18 protein-coding genes are annotated in these 20,866 nt (G+C 55.0%); 7 read left to right on the top strand and 11 right to left on the bottom strand.

The features are described from left to right. The first annotated feature begins 378 nt into the window (after nucleotides 1–378). Complete coding sequence (locus ABNH10_RS09785; RefSeq protein WP_349385773.1) at nucleotides 379–1,554, top strand: putative solute-binding protein; 1,176 nt, start codon at nucleotides 379–381, stop codon at nucleotides 1,552–1,554. A 163-nt stretch (nucleotides 1,555–1,717) separates the two neighbouring features. On the opposite strand, the gene ABNH10_RS09780 is transcribed toward ABNH10_RS09785, so the two are convergent. After that, nucleotides 1,718–3,079, bottom strand: coding sequence for an ABC1 kinase family protein (locus ABNH10_RS09780; RefSeq protein WP_349385772.1), 1,362 nt, complete (start codon nucleotides 3,077–3,079; stop codon nucleotides 1,718–1,720). 189 nt (nucleotides 3,080–3,268) lie between these two features. Between ABNH10_RS09780 and ABNH10_RS09775 the strand changes: the two genes are divergently transcribed. From ABNH10_RS09775 to ABNH10_RS09755, 5 genes are all read left to right on the top strand, one after another. Further along, a complete protein-coding gene (locus ABNH10_RS09775) occupies nucleotides 3,269–4,297 on the top strand; it encodes a hypothetical protein (RefSeq protein ID WP_349385771.1) in 1,029 nt (342 codons plus the stop codon). Between the two features lie 59 nt (nucleotides 4,298–4,356). Further along, entirely contained in the window at nucleotides 4,357–5,370 is a 1,014-nt protein-coding gene (locus ABNH10_RS09770; RefSeq protein ID WP_349385770.1) for a putative solute-binding protein, read from the top strand. A 205-nt stretch (nucleotides 5,371–5,575) separates the two neighbouring features. Next, nucleotides 5,576–7,906: a TRAP transporter large permease subunit gene (locus ABNH10_RS09765; protein WP_349385769.1), complete on the top strand. Its 2,331-nt coding sequence runs from the start codon at nucleotides 5,576–5,578 to the stop codon at nucleotides 7,904–7,906. A gap of 193 nt (nucleotides 7,907–8,099) precedes the next feature. Next, a complete protein-coding gene (locus ABNH10_RS09760) occupies nucleotides 8,100–8,252 on the top strand; it encodes a hypothetical protein (RefSeq protein ID WP_349385768.1) in 153 nt (50 codons plus the stop codon). A 5-nt stretch (nucleotides 8,253–8,257) separates the two neighbouring features. Continuing rightward, nucleotides 8,258–8,620 (top strand): PilZ domain-containing protein, encoded by a 363-nt coding sequence (locus ABNH10_RS09755; RefSeq protein ID WP_349385767.1) that lies wholly within the window; start codon nucleotides 8,258–8,260, stop codon nucleotides 8,618–8,620. Nucleotides 8,621–8,882: 262 nt separating this feature from the next. On the opposite strand, the gene ABNH10_RS09750 is transcribed toward ABNH10_RS09755, so the two are convergent. From ABNH10_RS09750 to rnd, 5 genes are all read right to left on the bottom strand, one after another. Then, entirely contained in the window at nucleotides 8,883–9,338 is a 456-nt protein-coding gene (locus tag ABNH10_RS09750; protein ID WP_349385766.1) for an HIT family protein, read from the bottom strand. Beyond that, a complete protein-coding gene (locus ABNH10_RS09745; protein WP_349385765.1) occupies nucleotides 9,335–9,682 on the bottom strand; it encodes a hypothetical protein in 348 nt (115 codons plus the stop codon). The genes ABNH10_RS09750 and ABNH10_RS09745 overlap by 4 nt, the downstream gene beginning before the upstream one ends. Before the next feature lie 69 nt (nucleotides 9,683–9,751). Continuing rightward, nucleotides 9,752–10,210, bottom strand: coding sequence for a YcgN family cysteine cluster protein (locus ABNH10_RS09740; RefSeq protein ID WP_349385764.1), 459 nt, complete (start codon nucleotides 10,208–10,210; stop codon nucleotides 9,752–9,754). Next, nucleotides 10,203–10,520, bottom strand: a complete 318-nt coding sequence (locus ABNH10_RS09735) for a YcgL domain-containing protein (RefSeq protein WP_349385763.1) — start codon at nucleotides 10,518–10,520, stop codon at nucleotides 10,203–10,205. The genes ABNH10_RS09740 and ABNH10_RS09735 overlap by 8 nt, the downstream gene beginning before the upstream one ends. Then, nucleotides 10,520–11,593, bottom strand: a complete 1,074-nt coding sequence (gene rnd / locus ABNH10_RS09730; RefSeq protein ID WP_349385762.1) for a ribonuclease D — start codon at nucleotides 11,591–11,593, stop codon at nucleotides 10,520–10,522. The genes ABNH10_RS09735 and rnd overlap by 1 nt, the downstream gene beginning before the upstream one ends. A 220-nt stretch (nucleotides 11,594–11,813) precedes the next feature. Between rnd and gpmA the strand changes: the two genes are divergently transcribed. Further along, nucleotides 11,814–12,560, top strand: a complete 747-nt coding sequence (gene gpmA / locus ABNH10_RS09725; RefSeq protein ID WP_349385761.1) for a 2,3-diphosphoglycerate-dependent phosphoglycerate mutase — start codon at nucleotides 11,814–11,816, stop codon at nucleotides 12,558–12,560. A gap of 179 nt (nucleotides 12,561–12,739) precedes the next feature. Here the strand turns inward: gpmA and ABNH10_RS09720 are convergent, their stop codons facing one another. The 5 genes from ABNH10_RS09720 to ABNH10_RS09700 are packed head-to-tail and all read right to left on the bottom strand — an operon-like array spanning nucleotide 12,740 to nucleotide 20,856. Next, nucleotides 12,740–16,018, bottom strand: coding sequence for an efflux RND transporter permease subunit (locus ABNH10_RS09720; RefSeq protein WP_349385760.1), 3,279 nt, complete (start codon nucleotides 16,016–16,018; stop codon nucleotides 12,740–12,742). Then, complete coding sequence (locus ABNH10_RS09715; RefSeq protein ID WP_349385759.1) at nucleotides 16,015–17,187, bottom strand: efflux RND transporter periplasmic adaptor subunit; 1,173 nt, start codon at nucleotides 17,185–17,187, stop codon at nucleotides 16,015–16,017. The genes ABNH10_RS09720 and ABNH10_RS09715 overlap by 4 nt, the downstream gene beginning before the upstream one ends. Then, the gene (locus ABNH10_RS09710; RefSeq protein WP_349385758.1) at nucleotides 17,184–18,140 is read right to left on the bottom strand and encodes a hypothetical protein; all 957 of its coding nucleotides are present in this window, start codon (nucleotides 18,138–18,140) and stop codon (nucleotides 17,184–17,186) included. Before ABNH10_RS09710 ends, ABNH10_RS09715 begins: the two co-directional genes overlap by 4 nt. After that, on the bottom strand, nucleotides 18,137–19,231 hold the full coding sequence (locus ABNH10_RS09705; RefSeq protein WP_349385757.1) for a GNAT family N-acetyltransferase: 1,095 nt from the start codon (nucleotides 19,229–19,231) through the stop codon (nucleotides 18,137–18,139). Before ABNH10_RS09705 ends, ABNH10_RS09710 begins: the two co-directional genes overlap by 4 nt. Beyond that, nucleotides 19,228–20,856, bottom strand: a complete 1,629-nt coding sequence (locus ABNH10_RS09700) for a GH3 family acyl-acid amido synthetase (RefSeq protein WP_349385756.1) — start codon at nucleotides 20,854–20,856, stop codon at nucleotides 19,228–19,230. The genes ABNH10_RS09705 and ABNH10_RS09700 overlap by 4 nt, the downstream gene beginning before the upstream one ends. Between the last annotated feature and the right edge of the window lie 10 nt (nucleotides 20,857–20,866).

Here is a 20,866-nt window from a genome sequence, read left to right as displayed (position 1 = left end):
ACAGAGGGAGCCTCCTCGCCCTCTGACCCTATTTTCTGACTATTGCACTCTACTTACTACTGGTGGGTTTACTTCCCAAAAACGAGAAACAGGACTACAGCAGCATGGGGCGCGACGCGCGCATTAAACTGTGCGATCGCGGTTACTATGGTTCGACCATGCTGAGTATGATGAAACGAGACTGGAAGCAGGCTGCCCCGAAATAGCCACACCACCGAGTAAACAGAACAACACCTTCCGCTCCTCTCTTGCTCGAGTAAATCAAACTGATTGGCGGCATCGCCAGTCTCGCTGGCTGCCCAGCCAGCGACGCGCCGATCTTTACCTGCACACAATGCCTTACACCAACAACAATCAATAATAGCCACGGAGGTTATCGTGCGTTTTCTTCGTCTTTTTTTTCTTTCTTCTTTACTGGCCAGCAGCGTATTTCTCCACGCTAATGACGCCATTGGTCTTAGCCCCGATCAACAAGCAGAACTAGCACGCTCTGCCCCCGCAATGGAATTAACGCCCGCATTGGAAGAAAAATTACGCGCTATTGCTTTTGACCAGAACCGAACTCTGGACGAGCGTATTAAAGCCATGCAAAGAATAGCCGGCTTTAGTCTGGACGAGCCCCTTAAACGGCAAATTTGTATATGGGACATTGCCGGCCGCGCTGGCCCTGTTTTCAAAGCCGCGGAAGACCAGCGCACCCGGCTGCTGCAATATGGTGTGGATCTTGATGTACAGCCCTACACCAGCGAAAACGTAGTAGCCGAAGACCTCAAAGCTGGCCTTTGCGATGCTGCATTGATCACCGGGTTACGTGGCCGCCAATTCAATAAATACACTGGCACCGTCGACGCCATTGGTGCACTTCCCACCAAAGAGCACATGCAAATTCTGCTACAAGTCTTGGCCAGGCCGGAAAGCGCCGGCAAGATGACCAGCGGTGAATATGTCATTCTGGGTCTTGCCCCGGTAGGCGCCGCTTATGTCTTCGTCAACGACAGAAGCATTAATACCTTGGCCAAAGCTGCCGGCAAGCGTGTCGCCGTGCTCGATTACGATCCCGTCCAGGCGGAAATGGTTGCTCAAATTGGAGCGACGCCAGTGGCTTCGGATATCGTTTCTGCACCGAATAAATTTAACAACGGCGTAGTCGACGTGATCGCTGCACCACTGGTTGCCTACGAGGTACTTGAGTTCTACAAAGGAATGGAGCCCGACGGCGGGATCATTGATTACCCGCTAGCACAAATCACCATGCAACTGATCGGCCGCAAGGAAAAATTCCCCGACGAGCTCGCACAACTACTGCGCGAAGAGTTCTACAACAGCTATAACCTCATTATGGAGCGTCTCGATATTGAAGCCGCCAAGGTGCCACAACACTGGATGATCCCGATTCCACAAAAAGACAAAAAAGAATATGAAATCATGATGCAGGAAGCACGCCTGCAACTACGTCAGAAAGGCTATTACGATGCCCGCATGCTGACCCTGCAACGCAAGATTCGCTGCAAGCTGGACGCCAGCCGCGCGGAATGTAGTAACCCGGTAGAATAGTAGCTCAAGCAAGCTACAAAATTGGAGAGAGAAAACCGGGAACGTTCCCGGTTTTCCTTTTCACATTCCCACTTTGAACGTTCGACGGAGGCTCAATGGTCAGGGTGCCCATCATCTCACTCCGCTCCTAACTACTAACTCGCGTTGCAGCTTGCGACTCGCCTTAGTGCAAAAAGCCATCGGGCATATCGTCAATTGCACCGAACATATCTACCCGGTTGTCACTAAACATATCCATTTCCGGGGCCAACACCTGCACATAACGGTCAAAGTAAAGGAACTGCTTGAGCAACAAGGCAAATTCACGCGGGAATCGAATACCATGACCCTCACCAATTTTCACGATATCCATGAGCAGGCCGTTCACTTCCCTGTCATTACGGTCGGCCTGCATCAGCGCTGACGGATCCACATGGCCCAGCGCGCCCTGCAAGCCTTCGATATCCCGCGCCAACGCCGCGACGTCTACTTCTTCACGGGTCATGCCGATCACGACCATCGCTTCCGCCATCTGCCGCGCATCTCCACAACCAATAGCATTAAAGAACGTCGCCATACCGTCCCAAGCTTCACGACGAATGCGCCCGACGATGCCGAAATCGATAAATCCGACTCGACCATCCTCGAGTAGCATCAAGTTACCGGCATGAACATCTGCATGGAAAAAATCACACATCATAAGGCTGGAAAACCAGGTATTTAGCGCAGAGATCAAGGTGCCCGCCGGATCATCAGTATACTTTTTCAGCACACTCATATCCGTAAGGGGCACCCCGAAGAAGCGCTCCATGGTCAGTACTTTACCAGTGGTAAGAGACATAACTGGCTCTGGAGCAATAGCCTGAGTGTTACCGGTATCACGCAGGAACACGTTAAACGCCTTGAGATTGCCGGCTTCCTTAATGAAGTCGCACTCTTCCAGCATACCCGCCTGCAGCTCTTCAATTACCCCCGAAATAGCAGAACGGGATAGGCCCGGCGCCAGCCGTTCGGTAATTCTTGCGGCGAAATACAAAAAATTGAAATCCGTGAGCAAAACATTCTTTACTCCCGGGCGCTGCACCTTAATCACCACATCCTGACCATTTTTTAGTTTCGCCGCATGAACTTGTGCAATTGACGCGCTGGCCAATGGTTTTGGATCGACGAATTGATAAAGCGACTCCAAGTTATCACCCAGTTCGGATTCGATGGTTTCTCTGATGTAATGAAAAGGTAGGGGTGGGGTGCGGTCCAGACAACGCTGAAATTCTTCCACATACTCTTCGGGGAAAATCGACGGCGAGCTAGCAATAAATTGGCCCAACTTGATGTATGTCGTCCCTAAAGATTCGAAAGTAGTCCGCAGCAAAGCCGGGACTGGCGGGCGATCCCCAAGCGCCCAGCCCAGACCATGGCGGCCCACCACGCTCAGCGTTTCGAGTATTCGTAGCCCACCGCGAGCCGTGTTCAGTGCTAGAGCAAGGCCGCTCCGTTCGCTCTGCAGCCAGGCCCGCATATCTTTGACGCCGCTGTTGTCACTCATAATAAATTCGTATTCGCCCTGTGAAGTACAATCCTGTGAAGTACATGAGTTATCGAACAGAAACCATGATATAGCAAATTTATTGTTTGTAATTGCTTGCCGGGTTTTTTGTAATTGCCGCTTGTGTCAATTGACGGACTTTCGTACCTTTGACGACCTTATTCGAGAACAAAAACAAGGAGCTTAAGAATGGGTTCTCTTTCCATGAAAAAAATGCTACGACATTCCGGTCTGGCCTTGGTAGGAAGCGCCATCCTAGCTCTGCAAGGCTGTGGTGTTGTCTACAAGACTACCGGGGATGTGCTGGTCGGCTTCGGGCGATCCGAAATGCTGCCCTATATGATGACTTACGATGACGTACGCATGGCGTGTATCACCGGTGAAGCACAAACACCACTGCTAATGTCTTTCGAACGTGTTGGCTCCGACCCCAGCAAACTGGGCGCCATGGTCTTCACCATATCCGCCACCTGTGCCGAGCAAATTGCCCTCGATGCTGAACTGCGGTACATGCGTTCAGTCAAAGATGGCCGAGTCAGCGAAGCACAAGACGCCCGCATTGAACAGAAGCGCTGGTCTGCGGTGGCTGCTAACCGGCAGTTCAAGGCTTATAGCTACATGTTAGAAGCCTTCGGCGAAGTCAAAGAAGGCGAATGCCCGAAAATGAAAACTGACTTCGATGAAATGGTCTGGATGGTTGGCAACATTGCCGGTGTTCAGGCCCTGCTCAATGACGGTGCTTCCGATGGTGCGGTCGGCGTGCCCCGCGATATCGCCGCCAAAGTCGAACGCAACATGAAGTGTCTGGATAACGAGGAGTGGTGGGGTGTGCCACGAGGCACCCGTGCTGCGGTATGGAACCTGCTGCCGATGCTGGCACCGCCAAACGCTGATGCATGGGGCGAGCTGGAAGCCTCCGCCAAAGCAGGGTTCGACAGTGGCATTCGTTTGGGCAGCGCCCTGTATGCCATGAGCGCCTTTAGCAAAGGCAATGATGAGCGTCTGCGTCAGGCTATTCGTGATTACGCAGCAAACGACCAAAATCTGGATCCCGACTACGCCATGCTGGACGCCATTGGAGGCTTCATCATCCAGGGTATTTCAGATCGAGAATGGACCGAGAATACCGGTAAACGAACCCCTATCGGTGGCATTGGCACCTTCTGGGATGACACTGCCAAATCCGGCCCCTCAGTTGATATCAACGATTTGCTATAAGCCTGTTGCGGCCTTCGGGCCGCTTTTGAACCAATTTAAGAAGTAACCAGGAGATAATCATGCGCTACGCCAAGATGTTCACTGCAGCCGCCACTGCCGCTCTGGCATTGACGTTTGCCCCCGCCCAGGCCGCCGAAAAGCGCACCATGTGTGTTTTCGACATTATTGGAGCCAACGGCGACATCTATAACATCATGAAGGACTACAAGACCGCCGCTTTGGATTGGGGCGTGGACTTTGAGTTAAAGCCCTACACCGATGAAAAAATTGCATCTGAAGACCTGAAAGCCGGGCAATGTGATGCCGCCGTGTTGACCGGTATCCGTGGCCGTCAATTCAATAGCTACACCGGCAGCATGGATTCCATTGGCGCCCTCCCCAGCTACGATGCCATACGCACCGTGATCACGGTACTCGCCAGCGGCAACCCTTCTATTAATGAAAAGCTGGTTTCCGGCCCCTATGAAGTAGCCGGCGTCACCCCTATGGGCGCAGCCTACCTGTTCGTTAAAGACCGCACTATCGACACTGTCAGTGAATTGTCAGGCAAATCCATCGCGGTACTGGAATACGATACGGCTCAGGCCAACATGGCCTCCCGCGTGGGCATGTCCCCGGTAATGTCTGACATTTCCAATTTCTCTGGCCGATTCAACAATGGCTCCGTTGATATCTGCTTTGCCCCCATTGCAGCGTACTCTGCCTTGGAATTGTACAAAGGCATGCAGCCTGACGGCGGCATCCTCGACTACGTACTCGGCCAGTTGACCGCGCAAGTCATCCTGAAAAAGGATCAGTTCCCTGACGATTTCGCTGCGCAGTCGCGCAAATACATGCTCGGTCAGTTTGATCGCGCCATGCGTATCATTGAGAACGCTAACAGCGAAGTGAACAAGAAGTGGTGGATTCGTATCCCCGAGGCGGACAAACTCCGTTACGACGAAATGATGCGTGACGCTCGCATAGCCCTTACCAAAGACGGCATCTACAACAAGGAGATGATGGGCCTGCTGCGTAAAGTACGCTGCAAGCACGAGCCATCCCGCGCAGAGTGCGTTAATCCTGTTGAATGAAAAAGCTCAAGTAACGAACCTGGGGCCAGCTAACACTGGCCCCTTTCTTCTATTAAGACTCACATTCTGACACCCGTTCCCAGGGTGGCAGGTAAGAACAATGTTTACATCGCCCTAAAAGGCGGGGTCAAAAGCGCTACCCTATCCCTCCAAGCGCCCCACCTCCCCCCGCAGCACAGGCGGTATAACAATAACCGGGTGCACAATGGACAAACCTTCGTTGACTGTGGCAAACCGTTCCATCAGGGAATGGCTATCCTCTTTTCCTACTCTGATTCTTCTTCTGCTGACCATTTTTCTGTCTTCCGGTGAAGTGATTCACTCTCAGTTGCTGAAAATCGGCGAAAACAGCTGGGAAAGCTATTACCTTTTGCGGGGAGCAGGGGTGGTGCAACAACCCACCTGTAACCGTGATCCAGACCTGAATCAGGAACTGGAAAAAGCCATTAAGCAGAAGAAACAGCAAATGGCCGACGACCCGCTAGCCGGTATCTTCGGCACCGACGTGGACGAAGTGGCCTTGCGTAAGTCCCTGGAATCCTCCAGGCATAACTGTCGCGGCAGGTGGGAACGCTACGAACTTATTCAGGAGAAGGCCACTCCCGGTGTGATTGCCTTCCGAACGCTTGAGGGCGGTGTTGCCAAAGTGGTAACTACCCTAGGCAATTACAAACGCCTGTTACTTTGTTTGCTGATAATGGTTTGTGCCGCAACCGCCACATTAACGCGCCACCACATTTCGCTGCGCCCAACGCATACTCGTAAAGACCACTTTGTTTCCAGCCTGGGCCAATTGGCAGCCAATGTAATGCTGCTTATGTCTGCCTGGGTTTACCGGGGCGAAGAAATCAGCGCCATGGCCGACGGGGTTCAGGTTAACCATTTCTATTTACACCAATTCTGGATTGCAGGCTTCCTGCTGCTCTCAGTCGCAGCCTTCTACCAGCTAATTCGCCCGCCCAAAGGCCTTGAAGAAGGGGGTACTTGGGGCAAAGCGATGCTAACTATTCCGCTGTACAGCTTCATGAGCCTTACTGCCGGTGCGCAGTTCATCAGCCAAGGCTACTATCACGGCATCAGTGTCTACCTTGGCATGATGATGGAACTCTCTAACTTGTTCCTGAGCCTGGCCCTGTATATCTGGATCGGTATGCTGCTGCGCCAAACCAAGATGGCCCATTTGGTCTTCGACGTGCTGCGTCCTTGGAAAATGTCCCCGGAACTGATGTGTTTTGTGGTGCTTGCTGTTACCGCCGTTCCTACTGCCTACACAGGTGCATCCGGTATCTTTATTATTGCCGCCGCTGCCACTATCTATAATGAGCTGATTCGGGCCGGTGCCCGCAAGCAGCTGGCGCTGGCCGCCACCGCCATGTCCGGCTCCATGGGCGTGGTGCTGCGTCCCTGTCTGCTGGTCGTTATCATTGCGGCGCTGAACAACAGTGTGACTACGGATGAGCTATTCACTTCCGGCTTGAAAATCTTTGGCCTGTCGCTGTTCCTGTTTTTCATTTATAGCCAGTTTGCCCGTACTGCCCCGGCACGTATCGCACCGGCCTCTGTAGCGGTTCCACAAAGCTTAAAGCGCCTGATTCCCCTGCTGCCCTATGTCATTATCATGGGCACCGTAATCGTTTTCTTCCGTGACATGTTGGGAACCAAGCTTGACGAGATTTATGCACCGATTATCCTGCCGGTGATGCTGCTAGCCATTTTGGCCTACGAAAAACTGAGCACTAAATCCTTGCATGTCTTCACCGCAATTCTGTTGCCACTGCTGATCTACTCCTGCTACAACCTATGGATCATCAACGGTGCGCTAGATGCTGGCGCCATTCCTACTGGCACCTCCGCTGAAGAGCTGAGTGGTGTGTTCTGGGGGCTATTCTGGCGCAACGCCATTCTGGGTGCGTGTTTGGCAGTTCATTACCTAGTGAAAACACCGGATATGGACCCGCATTATCAGCCAGAACCCGGTGTAGGCGATAAGATGGAAAACTCATTGAGGTTTGCCACCAATGAAACCACCGGCCACATTGGTGCGCTGCTGATGCTGATGGCACTGTCAGTGAGTGTCGGCGGCATCATTGAGCGTTCCGGCCTCATGGAAATGCTACCTGAGACTTTCCCAAGCATCTGGCTCGCCATGACCCTGCTGGTGGTCACCATGGTGATTATCGGCATGATCATGGACCCTTACGGGGCGGTGATCCTAGTGAACGCGACCATTGCACAAATCGCTTTCGATAATGGGATAGACCCACTGCATTTCTGGATGATTAGCCTGGTGGCCTTTGAGCTGGGTTATCTGTCACCACCCGTGGCGCTCAACCACTTGCTAACAAGACAAGTGGTTGGCGACGAAGAAGTGGAATCCGCCAAGGTGCCGAACGGCAACTTCTACCGCCGTTACGAGAAATACCTGCTGCCGATCGCCGTGATGCTGACTGCACTGCTGCTGGTATCTTACGTACCGCTAATGTCGGAGTCGCTCCACGAGTTCCTGTTCCAGAAAATCGAGTCTGGCGCCCGTTAACCCGCCACTCTGATCTTCAAAAGGGCCCAATCGGGCCCTTTTTTTATTTCAGAAGCCGAAGTTTATTTAACTGAAAAAGCAACCCCACGACTTACCCGCTCGGCAAATTTTTCCTCTCCTCGCACTTCCCATTTCCTATCGTCCTGCAATAACGGATACTGTAAAGTATCCGAAGATTTCAGGGAGATAGCGGATGAGTAAAACCCAAGAAACCCGGCCTTCACGAGAAACCGAAGGCCTGCCCAAAACGGCCAAACCTGCCTTGTTATTTTTGCTGTTCTTATTCGGGGTGGTTGCCACCATAGCCACCGCCGCTTACGTTGTTGACAGAATGATTTACGGATAAGTCACATGGCTACAACAATCGACAACCGACGCCACCCCCGAATCAGTCGTGAAGAAAATTTATCTCTCACGCTGTTACCGGCAGGATCGAATTCTGTGGACCCGAGAGACCGCCTCTCTCTAACCTCTCATGACATTTCACTAGCGGGCATTAGTGTGGAACTGCCGGCACCAATCAAGCCCGATACGGATGTGGAGCTCTGGGTTGTCCTGCTGGAAAACGACGGTACCTACCATCTTTATGGCACCGTTGCCTGGTGTGCTGCACCTGAAGGTCATCTTTTAGCTGGGGTCGCTTTGGATCTAGAACGGGGAGACGGGCGCCTGTGGGCTGCTCATTTTGATTCAACGGGGCATTTCAGTGACTAATAGCCGCGTTTCAGCGGCCCCCAACACGGCCAGCCATTTCACTTTAGAGAGCCCACGCTTCTTTCAGTGAAACGCCACGCGAACACCCTGGAAATTACCGGGACCTGCAGGCGCATCGAAGCGCCCCCTCCTCGCTGCGGGGAGGCGCCTTGGCAAAAGCCCGACCAAGGTTGAAAACAGAAACCACAGGCAAGAGAACGATAACAGAGGGCGAATTCCTGCTCTCACAGGGCAACCGTTCAGGTACCCTGCAAGACAAGAATCATTCGATCTTTTCGGGAAAATGTTCAGCCAACAACCCCGCCAGCCGATCCAGCCGCTTACGGCGTTTTGCCATCCCGAACACATTCATTAGCCGGGTTGCCCAAGTCAGCGCTGTTGCCAGGGTGTCACCGCCGCGACGGGGTATCACATGCACGTGCACATGGGGCACATGCTGATTGGCTTCTCGCCCATCGTTAACCACCACGTTATGCGCTTTCACGGCAAGGCCAGCCCTTTTCTGCGCCACAATGGTCCGCCGGGCCAGATCCATCAAATGATGAGTCACCGCGCAATCCAACCCTTCCAGCAAAGGCGAGTGCTTACGGGGAATAACGAGACAATGAGCTTCTCGGACAGGGAACAGGTCTAGAATCACTAAGGCCAGCTCGTCCTCATAGACCACGCTGGCGGGCAAGGAACCCGCCTGAATCTGGCAAAAGATGCACTCGCTCATTGCTGAACGGGCATGGCCAGTTGTTTACGCCGCTGCCGCCACAGTTCAAAGGCCGCTACTACCAGCGCCACGCCCAACATCGCCAGTAATGGCCCACCTGCACGCCACAGGCTCACGTCGTCCTGCGCCAGGCCATCAAACAAGCTGACAACCCAGGCCGGAGCCCATTCGTCGCGCTGCGGGGATACGGACCAGGGGGTCAGCAGCAGCGCAGTAAGCAACGTACGCAGTGGCACCTTGCCCCAACGCCCCAAAGGGCGTGTCAGCCACCACCAGACAAACAATACGCCGACACTGCCCAGCAGGTAGGCAAACCAGCCCCATAGATATGCTTGTGTTGTCACAACTTCTCCTACTCGTGGATTGAACCTACCGTCAGGCCATCTCGCCTGAAGGGCACCTTTGCCCTCACATTAGTCGATCCAGTGAACAATATGCTCTTCCCAATCGTCTTCCAACACAAGCTGTTCGGACACCACCCGCCCCGCTACACTGATTCGCGCCTGCTTCACGCTGTCGGCGTTGTTGCTGAGCAACGGGTGCCAGGGTAGCAACGGCTTCCCCTTTGCTCGTAAACGGTATGCACAGGTGGACGGCAACCAATTCGTATCCCTGGCAATTCTCTCAGTGACACGAATGCAATCCGGAACTTGCTTAAAACGCTCTTCATACACATGACACTGACATTGCTTGCTGTCCAGGAAGCGGCACGCCAGATTGGTAAACGCTAACTCGCCACTGTCTTCATCTTCCAGTTTTACAAGGCAACAACGGCCACAACCATCACACAGCGCTTCCCACTCGCGGGCATTAAGGTCACTCAGCGGTAGGGTCCAGAACTGGGCCCGCAATGGAGGCGTCACTTCAGACATCACGCCGAACCGGTTTATCCGGGTGGCCATCGGCCATGAACAGGTCTTCATCGGGCGGTGGCGGCATTTGCAGGTAAAAGCCCTGCTCGCGGATTTTGCCCATGACTTGTTCCACATTTGCGCGCGCTAGTGGGCGCGCCGGGTTCAGTATCATGTCAGTCACGTGTTCGGCATGGCCAAACTGCCCCATCAATATCTCGGGCACCTCTTTAAGCCCTTTTTGCCGATCTACATACAAATACATGCCACTTTTGCGGCGGCTCTTATAGATCGAACAAAACAATTTGCCTTGCAGCACTCCCTCACTCACTACAGCAACTCCAGCAGGGGTTGGGTGACTACGTCATTACGCCAGCCGGTCAACGGCTCCGGCACCCGATCCGGGTGGCGGATCAGGGCTTCCAGCCAACGCCGACGCATCAACACATCGGGCTTCATATTCATCTCTTCAGCAATAATCGCAACCCGGCCACGCAGGATTTTGGCCAGTTTCTTCTGGGCTGCATCCGGCGGGCCCGGTAGCGGATCGGGAGGTCTCTGTCCGCGCCCTTCTTCTATCAATCCCAACAACGCATCACCATCGCGGCGAATTTGCTTAGGGTGAAAGCCCAAGTCCGTTAGCAGGTCTCTATCGGTTCGATTGGCACGGGCCAAGTCCAGCAGCTGGGCATCTTTTAACACAAAGCTTTTGGGTAGATCTCGCTCCCGGGCCATCTGATCACGCCACGGCGCCAGCGCCGCCAATACCGCCAGGCTGTCGCCCTGCAGCAAGCCCGCGCCTTTCACGTTACGCCAAGCGTCTTGCGGTAGCGTTTCGCTGCGAGCCTGATTCAGCAAACGAGCGCATTCTTCTTCCCACCAAGCGCGGCGGCCCAAGCCATCGAGTCGCTCGGCGAGTACCCCTGCCACTTCCGGAAGGTATTTGACGTCATCTTCCGCGTAGTGAAGTTGCTCGTCACTTAATGGCCGCTTCAGCCAGTTGGTTCGTGTTGCCCCTTTAGGCAGATCCACACCCAGCAGCATCTGGACCACTTTCTGGTAGCCCCACTGCATGTCCTCGCCGCTTAATGCAGCGGCGATCTGGGTGTCTTCAATGGCGGCCGGATACTGGCCAGTAAAGGTGGCGATGGCTTCTAGATCTTCCGAACAGGCATGCATCACCAAGGTGTGATCCTGAAACACAGGCAACAAGGTCGGGCCGTCTACCCGAGTGGTATCAATCAGACGGATTTGCTCACCGTCATGGACTTGCACCAGCGCCAGTTGCGGCCAAAAGGTGCGCTCACGCATGAATTCTGTGTCCAGGTACAGCGGACTATCTGCCGCCAGACCAGTCTGCCATTCGCTGACGGCCTTGTTATCCTCGCACCATAGATACGCCATGTTTTTGCCTTTTCCGGGAATGTAAAAGCCCTCAATACGGCTTTCTCAGGTCATCGTTGCCGTATGAAAGGGGCGAAACCCAATGCAAAAAGACACGCATAAAAGCTATCACCGGCAGCAGCAACGGAATTTGCCACGATTATACGGGCTGTGGCGCTCAATTTCCCGGCGCATTTCTGCTACTCTTTGCGCCGCATTGAAATCGCACAGGATGAGGCTCATGAGCACGAAACTGGTACTGGTCCGCCACGGCCAGAGCGTATGGAACAAGGAAAATCGCTTCACTGGCTGGAAAGACGTTGATCTGACCGAGCAAGGCCGCGAAGAAGCGCGCACCGCAGGCATACTGCTAAAGGAAGCCGGGTTTGAATTTGACGTGGCTTACACCTCGGTGCTCAAGCGTGCGGTCCGCACCCTGTGGAGCATTCTGGATAACATGGACCAGATGTGGATCCCGGTAATCCGTGACTACCGCCTGAATGAGCGCCACTACGGTGCCTTGCAGGGGCTGAATAAAGCGGAAACTGCAGCCAAGTACGGTGACGACCAGGTACATATCTGGCGCCGCAGCTACGATACGCCGCCACCGAAAATGGAGCGTGATGACGAGCGCTACGCGGGTAACTTCCGAGTGTACAAGGGCTTGAGTGAAGCTCAAATTCCTCTGTCAGAAAGTCTTAAGGACACGGTGGATCGTTTTATTCCCTACTTCGAAAGTGATATCAAGCCACAAATTGAAGCGGGTAAACAGGTCTTGATCTGCGCCCATGGCAATAGCCTGCGCGCACTGGTGAAGTATCTCGGCGACATTTCTGACGAAGAAATTGTAAAGCTCAACATCCCCACCGGCGTACCGATGGTTTATGAGCTGGACGACAACCTCAAACCCATCAAGAACTACTATCTGGGCGATGCGGAAGACGTGGCCAAGGCTGCGGAGGCCGTCGCCAATCAGGGTAAAGCGTAAGGACAGGCGCACCGCGCTTCACTCGACTCGCAACAACATCGAGCACTACCCCTGCATTTGATGCAAAAAGCCGCGCCCATATTTCTGAACGCGGCTTTTGCATCAATGGGTAGCTGGATGTGAGAGAGAGGCCAGACAAAAAGCCCTGCCGTTGTCATTCAGGTATGATTTTCCACACGTTACTGCACCCCCATTTGGTCTTGCATGTGATCTTGCCGTCCCGCTTCCCAGGCGGAGCCCAACACGGCGTCGTGATACGGGTTCGACCCTCCCCAACGGCCGCGTTCATAGGCCACCTCCACGGTGTCCTGTTCCGATGCCTGCGGCGCTCGCCAGCGAGCCAGCCAGCGCGTGATCATCGTTTTCACATCATTCGAAACCACCAATAGGCTGGGGACCAGTAGCAAGCTCACCAGGGTGGCAAACAACACCCCGAACGCCAGTGATATCGCCATGGGAATGAGAAAGCGAGCCTGCACACTGGTTTCCAGCATCAGCGGGGCTACGCCGGCGAAGGTGGTAATGGAGGTCAGCATCACCGGTCGCAGCCGCCCACTCACGCCAGCAACCACCGCATCGCGCAACGATTCGCCTTTTTCCCGTAGTGCATTGATAGCATCGAGCAGTACCAGGTTGTCATTGACGACCACGCCGCTCACCGCAATGATCCCCACCAAGGACCACAGGGTCACGCTGTAACCCAGCAGGAAGTGCCCCATAAAGGCCCCCACCAGACCAAACGGAATCGCGGCCATCACTAGCAAGGGTTGCCCATAGCCACCGAATAAAATGGTAAGCAAAAAGAAGATTCCGGCCAGTGCTATCAAATAGCTTATCGACAAGTGCGACAGAAAGTCTTTGATCGCCGCCTGCTTCCCCGCCACCGTCCAACCGGCTTTTTGATCCGCCGCCATCATCGGGTCTAGTAACCCCTTGCGCAGCTGCGTCATGACCAAAGCTGGAGACGTAGTGTGTTCATCCACAAAGGCACTCACCGTAGCACTGCGACGGCCGTCGTAGTGGCTGATCATGGCCGGAGCCTGCCGCCGGGACAGGGAGGCGACGGCGGCGAGCACAGTCATTTCACTGTCCGCTAGCTGCACCGGCATTTTCTCCAGATCCGTTATCTCGCGGCTATCGTCCTGGGCCAAACGCAACATGACCGGAACCTCCTGATCCTGTTCGAACCAGCGATCCAGCTCGATGCCGTGGAACGCATTCCGTACTTGCGCCCCTACTTGCTCGGCCCGCAATCCCGCTCGCTCGCCTTCTTCGCGCAGATTGATATCCACAATGGTGCGCTGGGCATGCAGGTTATTAGCCACCTCGTGGACCCCATCCATGCGCGCCAATGCTAACGTCGCTTGCTCGCTCATGCGTTGCAGTGTCGCCATATCCGGGTGGAACAAATTGATATGAATGTCCGGTTTCACCTGCATTAGGCTGGCATGGAATTTCACCGATAACGCATCGGCGATCAGCCCGTGCTGATCCCGCCATCGCGTGGCGATTTCCCGGGGCGACATGACTCTGGTGTCACCGCTGATCGCCAAGGTCACCCGAACCCGATATCGCGCACCGGGATCACGGGCATTGGAGGTTTTCTGGCGCACCCCCTGCTCCGCAAACACCGAATCAATATGGATTGGTGAGTCACTCTCACCCTCATCGCCGGGGCCCGCCAATTGGCGAGCCAGGGCATGGGCGGAAGCTTCCAGCGCCCTGACTTCTCTCGCCAGACGAGGGTCGCCAGTACCCTGGGGGAAAACCACTTCCGCCATCACTCGGTCACCTTCCACCCGGGAGAACAACACCATGGTCAACCAGCCGCTGTTCACCAAGGCGCAGCAGAAAACAAACAGACCCACGAATACCACCACCAACACATAACGCCACTGCAAGCAGTGCCGCAAAATAGGCCTGGCACGCCGGTCCAGCCAGCGCTCCAGGCCATCATTAAGACGCGTGGCCAATTGTTCGGATTTTAACCATAGCCCCCGCGCCGGACGATCGTGGCTTAGGTGTGCGGGCAAGATCCACAAGGACTCCACCAGCGACAGCAGCAAGATGGTCATCGATACGATGGGGATCACTCGCATCAATGCCCCTTCCGGCCCCGGGAGAAACAACAAGGGAGCAAAGGCAAAAAGGGTGGTTAGCACCGCAAATAACAGCGGTTTTGCCACACGTTGCGCACCACTGATCGCCGCCTGCTGCCCTGTCAGACCCTGGCGTCGTTGATGGTCAATGCTTTCCCCAACAATCACTGCATCGTCTACCACGATGCCCAGCACCAGAATGAACGCAAACAGGGAAATGGTATTGAAGGACTCTCCCAGCAGCGGCAGCATGGCGCAGGCACCCAGCATGCAAACAGGAATGCCCAACGCTACCCACCCCGCCAAACGCAGCGTGAGGAAGATAGCCAGCATCACGGTCAATAGCAGCAAACCTTGCAAAGCATTACGCCAGAGCAAATTCGAACGCTCACTGAACTGGCGGGCATCATCGCTCCACACCTGCAACCCCACACCTGCCGGCAGATCCGCCTTCGACAGATAAGCACGCACTGCCCCAGCCACTTCCAGCACGTTCTGATCACCGACCCGGTACACATCCAGTGCCACGGCCGGTTTACCATCCAGCCAAGCCGCTTGAGTGTCCCGGGAGAACCCATCCTTCACCAGGGCCACGTCCCCCAACGTTAGCAGGTCACCCTGTTCGGATTGGCGGATTACCAGCTGCTCATAGGCGCGAGCATCGCCGGGTTGGTCTCCTGTCTGTAATAGCCAGTCGCCTTTGTCGCTGCGCAGTACCCCGCTGGCAATACGTTGCACGCTCTGACGGGCCGCCGCCGCGATGCTATCCAGCGTCAGCTCATACCGATACAGGTCATTACGGGAGACCAACAAAGCCATTTCTCGTTCCGGCAGATTTTCAATATCCACGCTGGAGATGGCATCGTGATTGAGCAACTGCCGGCGTACCTGGTTACCCAACTGGTAGAGGTCCGTGCGAGACAGTGGGCCACTGAGCAGCAACCGTACCACCCGGTTGCGCACGATCAGTTCCTGTACCCGCGGGCGGGTTGCCCCCTTGGGCAAGTTATCCAGAGCATCCAGTCGGGTACGGACTTGCTCAAGCACATCACCGGTATCGTGCCCTTCCAGTACGTCCAGCTGCACACTGCATAACCCTTCGCGGGACTCGCTGATCAGCTCGGTGCCCCCCTCCACATCATCCACCGCCGTTTCCACCGGGGTGCACACCAGCGATTCCACCGTCTCCGGTGTGGCCTGAGGATACGCCACGTAGATACCAATGCGATCCAGTGGCACATTGGGCAGGGTTTCTTGGCGGGTATGAGGAATGGCAAATAACCCCGCCAGCAGCAAGGTCATCATCAACAAGTTGGCAACTGCTCCATTTCTGGCGAACCAGGCAATGGAGCGATTCATGGTTGCTCCCCGCTATTATGGGCCAACCCGCTCTGCACCGGACGCGGATCGATACGCATGCCTTCCAACAACTGCAGGTCGCCGGCCAACACCACAGATGTGGCGCTATTGATCCCATCGTGCAGGTAGAGATTATCGCTGTCCTGATGCAGCACGGCCACGGGCTGACGACGCAAGCGCTGCTCCTCATCCAACACCCACACGGAGTGCTCACCGGCCTGCGCTGAACGAGGCAGCACTGCCACGGCTGGCGTGGCGACACCGCGCAGTTCTGCCTGCACCAGCACCCCTGGCTCCAGCGGCAACGATTGGCCATCATTGGCAACCTGCACAATCAGATACATCATCTGATTACGATTAAGGCCCCCTTCACGGCGCACCACCTTGCCTTGCCAATGCCCATCCCGGCCCGCAAACCGGCCAGTGAGGATCACGCTGACGCGATCCAGTGTTGCGTCATCACCGGGCGCGATCCCCAGCAAGGCCAGCCAGTCATCACGCACCGGCAGGCGAATCTCTACCTGATCTTCTTGATACAACCGAGCAAGGTTGCTGCCCGCCTGCACCTGCTGGCCAGCCATCACTTGTACGGCTTTTAAGCGCCCACTGATCGGCGCCAGCAGCTCGGCCTGTTCCTGGTTACGTTCTGCTTGGCGTAGACCCGCTTGGGCAGCACTAAGGCGGCTTAGCGCTTCGTTCAGCTGCGGCTCAAATCGGCCCAATGCCGAAGAGCGACCAGAAGCGCCGGACACTCGCGCTTTTGCTCGGGTTTGGGCCAGATGCAAACGTGCCGCATGCACGCTGTTCTGACGCGAGGTAACGTCCAGAGCAAAGGGCTCCGGATCCAGCTTGAGCAACAGATCTCCCGCATGCACTCGACCGCCATCGGCAAACGCCGGGGAAATCTCTTGAATTCGCCCTGACACTTCAAGACTCAAGGGCAAATCATGGCGCGCACGAACCTGGCCTTGGCTAAACACCGGGATCACTACATCTTGCCAATGGACCTTGACCGTATTCAGCGCCAACACATTAGCCTGAGCCTTAATCGGTGGCGGAGCCGGTGGCACCCAATAGAGCGACCAGATAGCCGCAATAATGGCAACGGTAGCCAACAACGCCACAAGCCCTTGAAAAAAGAACCAGCGGAAACCGGCAGGCAATTTCACTCCACCACTCCCAACCGGTTAACCCAACGTTGCAAACACAAATCAACGTCTTGCTGAAGAGCACCAAGGGAAGAGTGAAGCTTCAACGCTAAACTCATCCGGCCATTCACCACAATCACACCATTGGCTACAGGATGCGTGGGGCTACCCGGACCACAGCACGCAAAGATTGAATCAGCGGCCATGCCTCCCGACGCAAAATCCATCTGCCACTCGCCCACACTGGAAAAAGACCCCAGATGCTGGGGGCCATTGAGCAACCTCTCACAAAGCCAATTCACTCCACATTGACCAATCCAGCGACCGATACGGGCCAGATGCCAATAGCGCCAATGGACATTGGCCTTCAGATGAGCACGGATTGAGCGATCCACATGCGCCGCACAATCCTGTTCATCTACGGTCATGTAGAAAGCGCTGGAAAGGTTCATCTCTGTCCTGGGAATCGTCACGCTATTGCGCATATTTACAGGGAAGCACCAGCTCCCCGGTTGGCCTGAGATCAAAAACGTTTCAGACACAGCTCGATGCAGGGCAAGTAACAACAAGCTGTTTACGGAAACATTCTGCTCAAGGGCCAGCTGATGAAGCTTATGAGTCTGCTGTTGGTTCAACCACGTTACCGAAGGCTGATTAGTGGTTTTTTCAGCCTCGGCTAATTGGCGCCACTGGGGTATGGCGGCCTTGCGAGGGTCCGGAGCCCCCCCCCAGCGACGCCAAAACGCAGGAGCCTCGCGTTTGCTAGCGGAAGCCATCTCGGGAGCTTTCATTCCGACTTCACGGGCAGCGACCTGAATCCCCGCCGCACCATCATAATGACGATGACGAAGAGCAACCGTGCGTCGCTCCCCGCTGGCCGGATTGATGAAAATGAATTCAATACGATCATCCACACCCAGGCGGGCTCGGGCCCGATACCACATGCCGATATAATCCGTAGATGTTGCTGTCACAGTCGCGCAACCTCCACATACCAGGGCCTATGGCTATCTAGCTGCTCACGGGGGTCGCCATCAAAACTCACCAAGAAATGCTCGCTTAGCAGCAACTGCCTCCGGTATTTGGCAGCCAGCTGCGCTAGGGGATCATTGGAGAAGAACCCACACACTAAGGCATCGTATTCACCGTGAAAGTAACTAACGGCATAATCCAATAACAAGCGCAATAATTCCGGGTCGTCGTTTTCCACCGCCACACTGTGCAATGTCAGGTAGGACAACACCCCACCGGGGGCCGGCAAACGCATGCCACCGCGTAACATACTGTGGGCGTTATAAAGGGGGCGCAACAACCCCATGCCACGGTTATAGCCAAGCACTCGAGTCTGTTTGATCTCTTTCTGATCCCAGAAGCCTACTACGCCCTTGAGCTGTCCTCCCACCCATAAACCTAAAAAATGATTGGGACTAAGGCCGTAACAATAATCGTCCTCTGCGAGCCGACCCAGATCCCAACTTGGGAAAAACTGTTTTTGTTGGCCAACTTTTTTTAGTAGCGCGGCAATTTGCGGTAAATCTTCAACGGTGCTCTGTCTAATCGCCACATCGGCGGGCAGTTTTGCCCGCCGAGAGCGTGTATAGAGCATGCTGGTCTCAATGGTGCCCGCCGGGTAATACACTGGCAGGCCTGCACGACCACTCGCTACTGTAGATAAGGACGCCTGATTACCACTGAGTACCGTCGTCTGCATCCACTCACCCGCCGCCAATTGCTTGCGCAGGTGGCGAAACAGTCGGTGCAGTATCATGCCATTACGACATTCCGGTGCGATACGTAAATCATGGGCATAACGAATGGAACGAACCTGTCCGTTAATCCATTGGTTACGCCAACCCACGTTATAAACCGCCCCCACCGTCCCCTCAGCATTGCGAGGGGCAGCCACCCATACATCAGGTTGCTCACAGGTCACCCGGGCACCACGAAAGTAATCAGGCTGGCGTTCAAAATTAAGGGTGATGACCCCCTGCTGGGGCGTCCCCTGTAACAAAGCCAAAATAGCGCCATTGTCCGCGTCGCAAGCAGGACGAATGTGGTAGCTCACAACACCGCTTCCTTATTCGCCATCACGGCTTCTGTCGATAATAAAGACAGCCATGAAGGAAGCTGACCGGGCCAGTATTGCAGCGACTCCATCTTAATATTGCCTTCGATCATTCCGCGCTGGCGGCACTGTTGCAGATAACGCTCACGCATAGCCGGATGCACAACACAGCGCAGCGGTTCCAGCTGGCCAAGGTTTCTGGCTAGCTGGTAGTGAAAATGCTGTTGAAGCTGGCTTTCTACTTTTGCGCCAATATCGTCCTGCTGCTCAGACTGCCCTTCCAGCAGCAACAAATAACCCGGCTTCCCCTCTCCGGCATCATCAACTGCCACAGTACACACCGGTGTTACCGTGCCTGGCAGCGACAACGAGGCAATGGCCAAATCCAGTACAGGGGCCGTAAGTTTTTCCCCCACCAGGTCTGTCGTTCCTGCTCGCCCTAAAAAGGTAAGCACAGGCACTCCCTGATTGAAGCCATCGACCCGAACCAAATCTTTTAGTCGATAACGCAACAGACCACTCCCCGTACTTAACAGCGGCATCACTTCCTGGCCAAGCTCCAGCTCCCAGGGAGCGTAGACTGAGCCGTCGTCCGGGTTCTGGAATTCATAGACATGACTGCGATAGGCAAGGGTGTGCTGCCCCTGATAAGGAATTGTTACCACGCCTTCGGTGGCCCACAAACCTTTGCCCTGAAAGCTGGCTTGGGGAAGAAGTGCGTGAAGCTGCTTGGCCCAAGGGCCCGAGGCAGCGGTATCCCAGGCACTAACCAGCGCCAGTGATGGCCATAGGGCAGTAAAGAAGTCAGGGCTCAAAGCACCATCCCATTCGCGCAGCATAGCCGCCGCCCTTGGCGACTTTGGACACCCGGCATTTTTGACACCGGCCATACGCTGCCCCCAATGACCACTGGCAAGCACATCGGCCAGCTCACCTCGCCAACGAGCCATGTCTTTGAGCATTCCTAACCCAAAGGTTGGACTCCAGATCGACATCATGGAGAGTGATGGATCCGCTGCCAACCAAGCGAGCGTCGCAAACAGGGAATCATCAGAGCTACTAGCCAGAGACACATTCTGTGGAACCGCTTGTGTAGCACCTGCCAACAGCCGTTTACCCAAAGACATGAGCTGGAGATCATCATTAATCTCCTCGCTCATGCTCTCCCGTAGGGCCGTGGGGACCCATGACATTGACCAATAATGGCGACCCGCTAACAGGCGAGGGAACTGCCTGTAAAGATCCATAACCCAGGGGCTAATCGCATTATCCAGCTCCCCCAGAAATTGTTTGGTGTAAGGAACCCACTTGATCGCTGATGTAGAACCACTGGTGGGTTGAAAACGGCTGACCGGCGACCGACTCAAGCCCTCTTTGCCAAGCGTACGTTGGGATTCTATCGCCTCTCGCCAGTAGTCATAGTCTGTCACAGGTTGAGTGGAGGTGAATTTCTCCCAGCTCATATTGGCCTGCAAGTCAGCAGCGCCTGCAATTTGCATCCCTGCCACTTGGCTAAGGAGTCGGGAAAGGTTTTCTCGCTGCACTTGCTCCATGGACTGCCGCGAAGATGCAAAACGGCGTTCCCCAGCACCGGTAGCCAGCTTTAAAAGTCGATGTCCGAACATTGTGATCCCG

Origin of the sequence: Alcanivorax sp. (assembly GCF_040119285.1) — a bacterium.
Taxonomy (GTDB): Bacteria; Pseudomonadota; Gammaproteobacteria; order Pseudomonadales; family Alcanivoracaceae; genus Alcanivorax.
The sequence above is the reverse complement of the archived record's forward strand: the minus strand, read 5'-3'. Positions and strand labels throughout refer to the sequence as shown.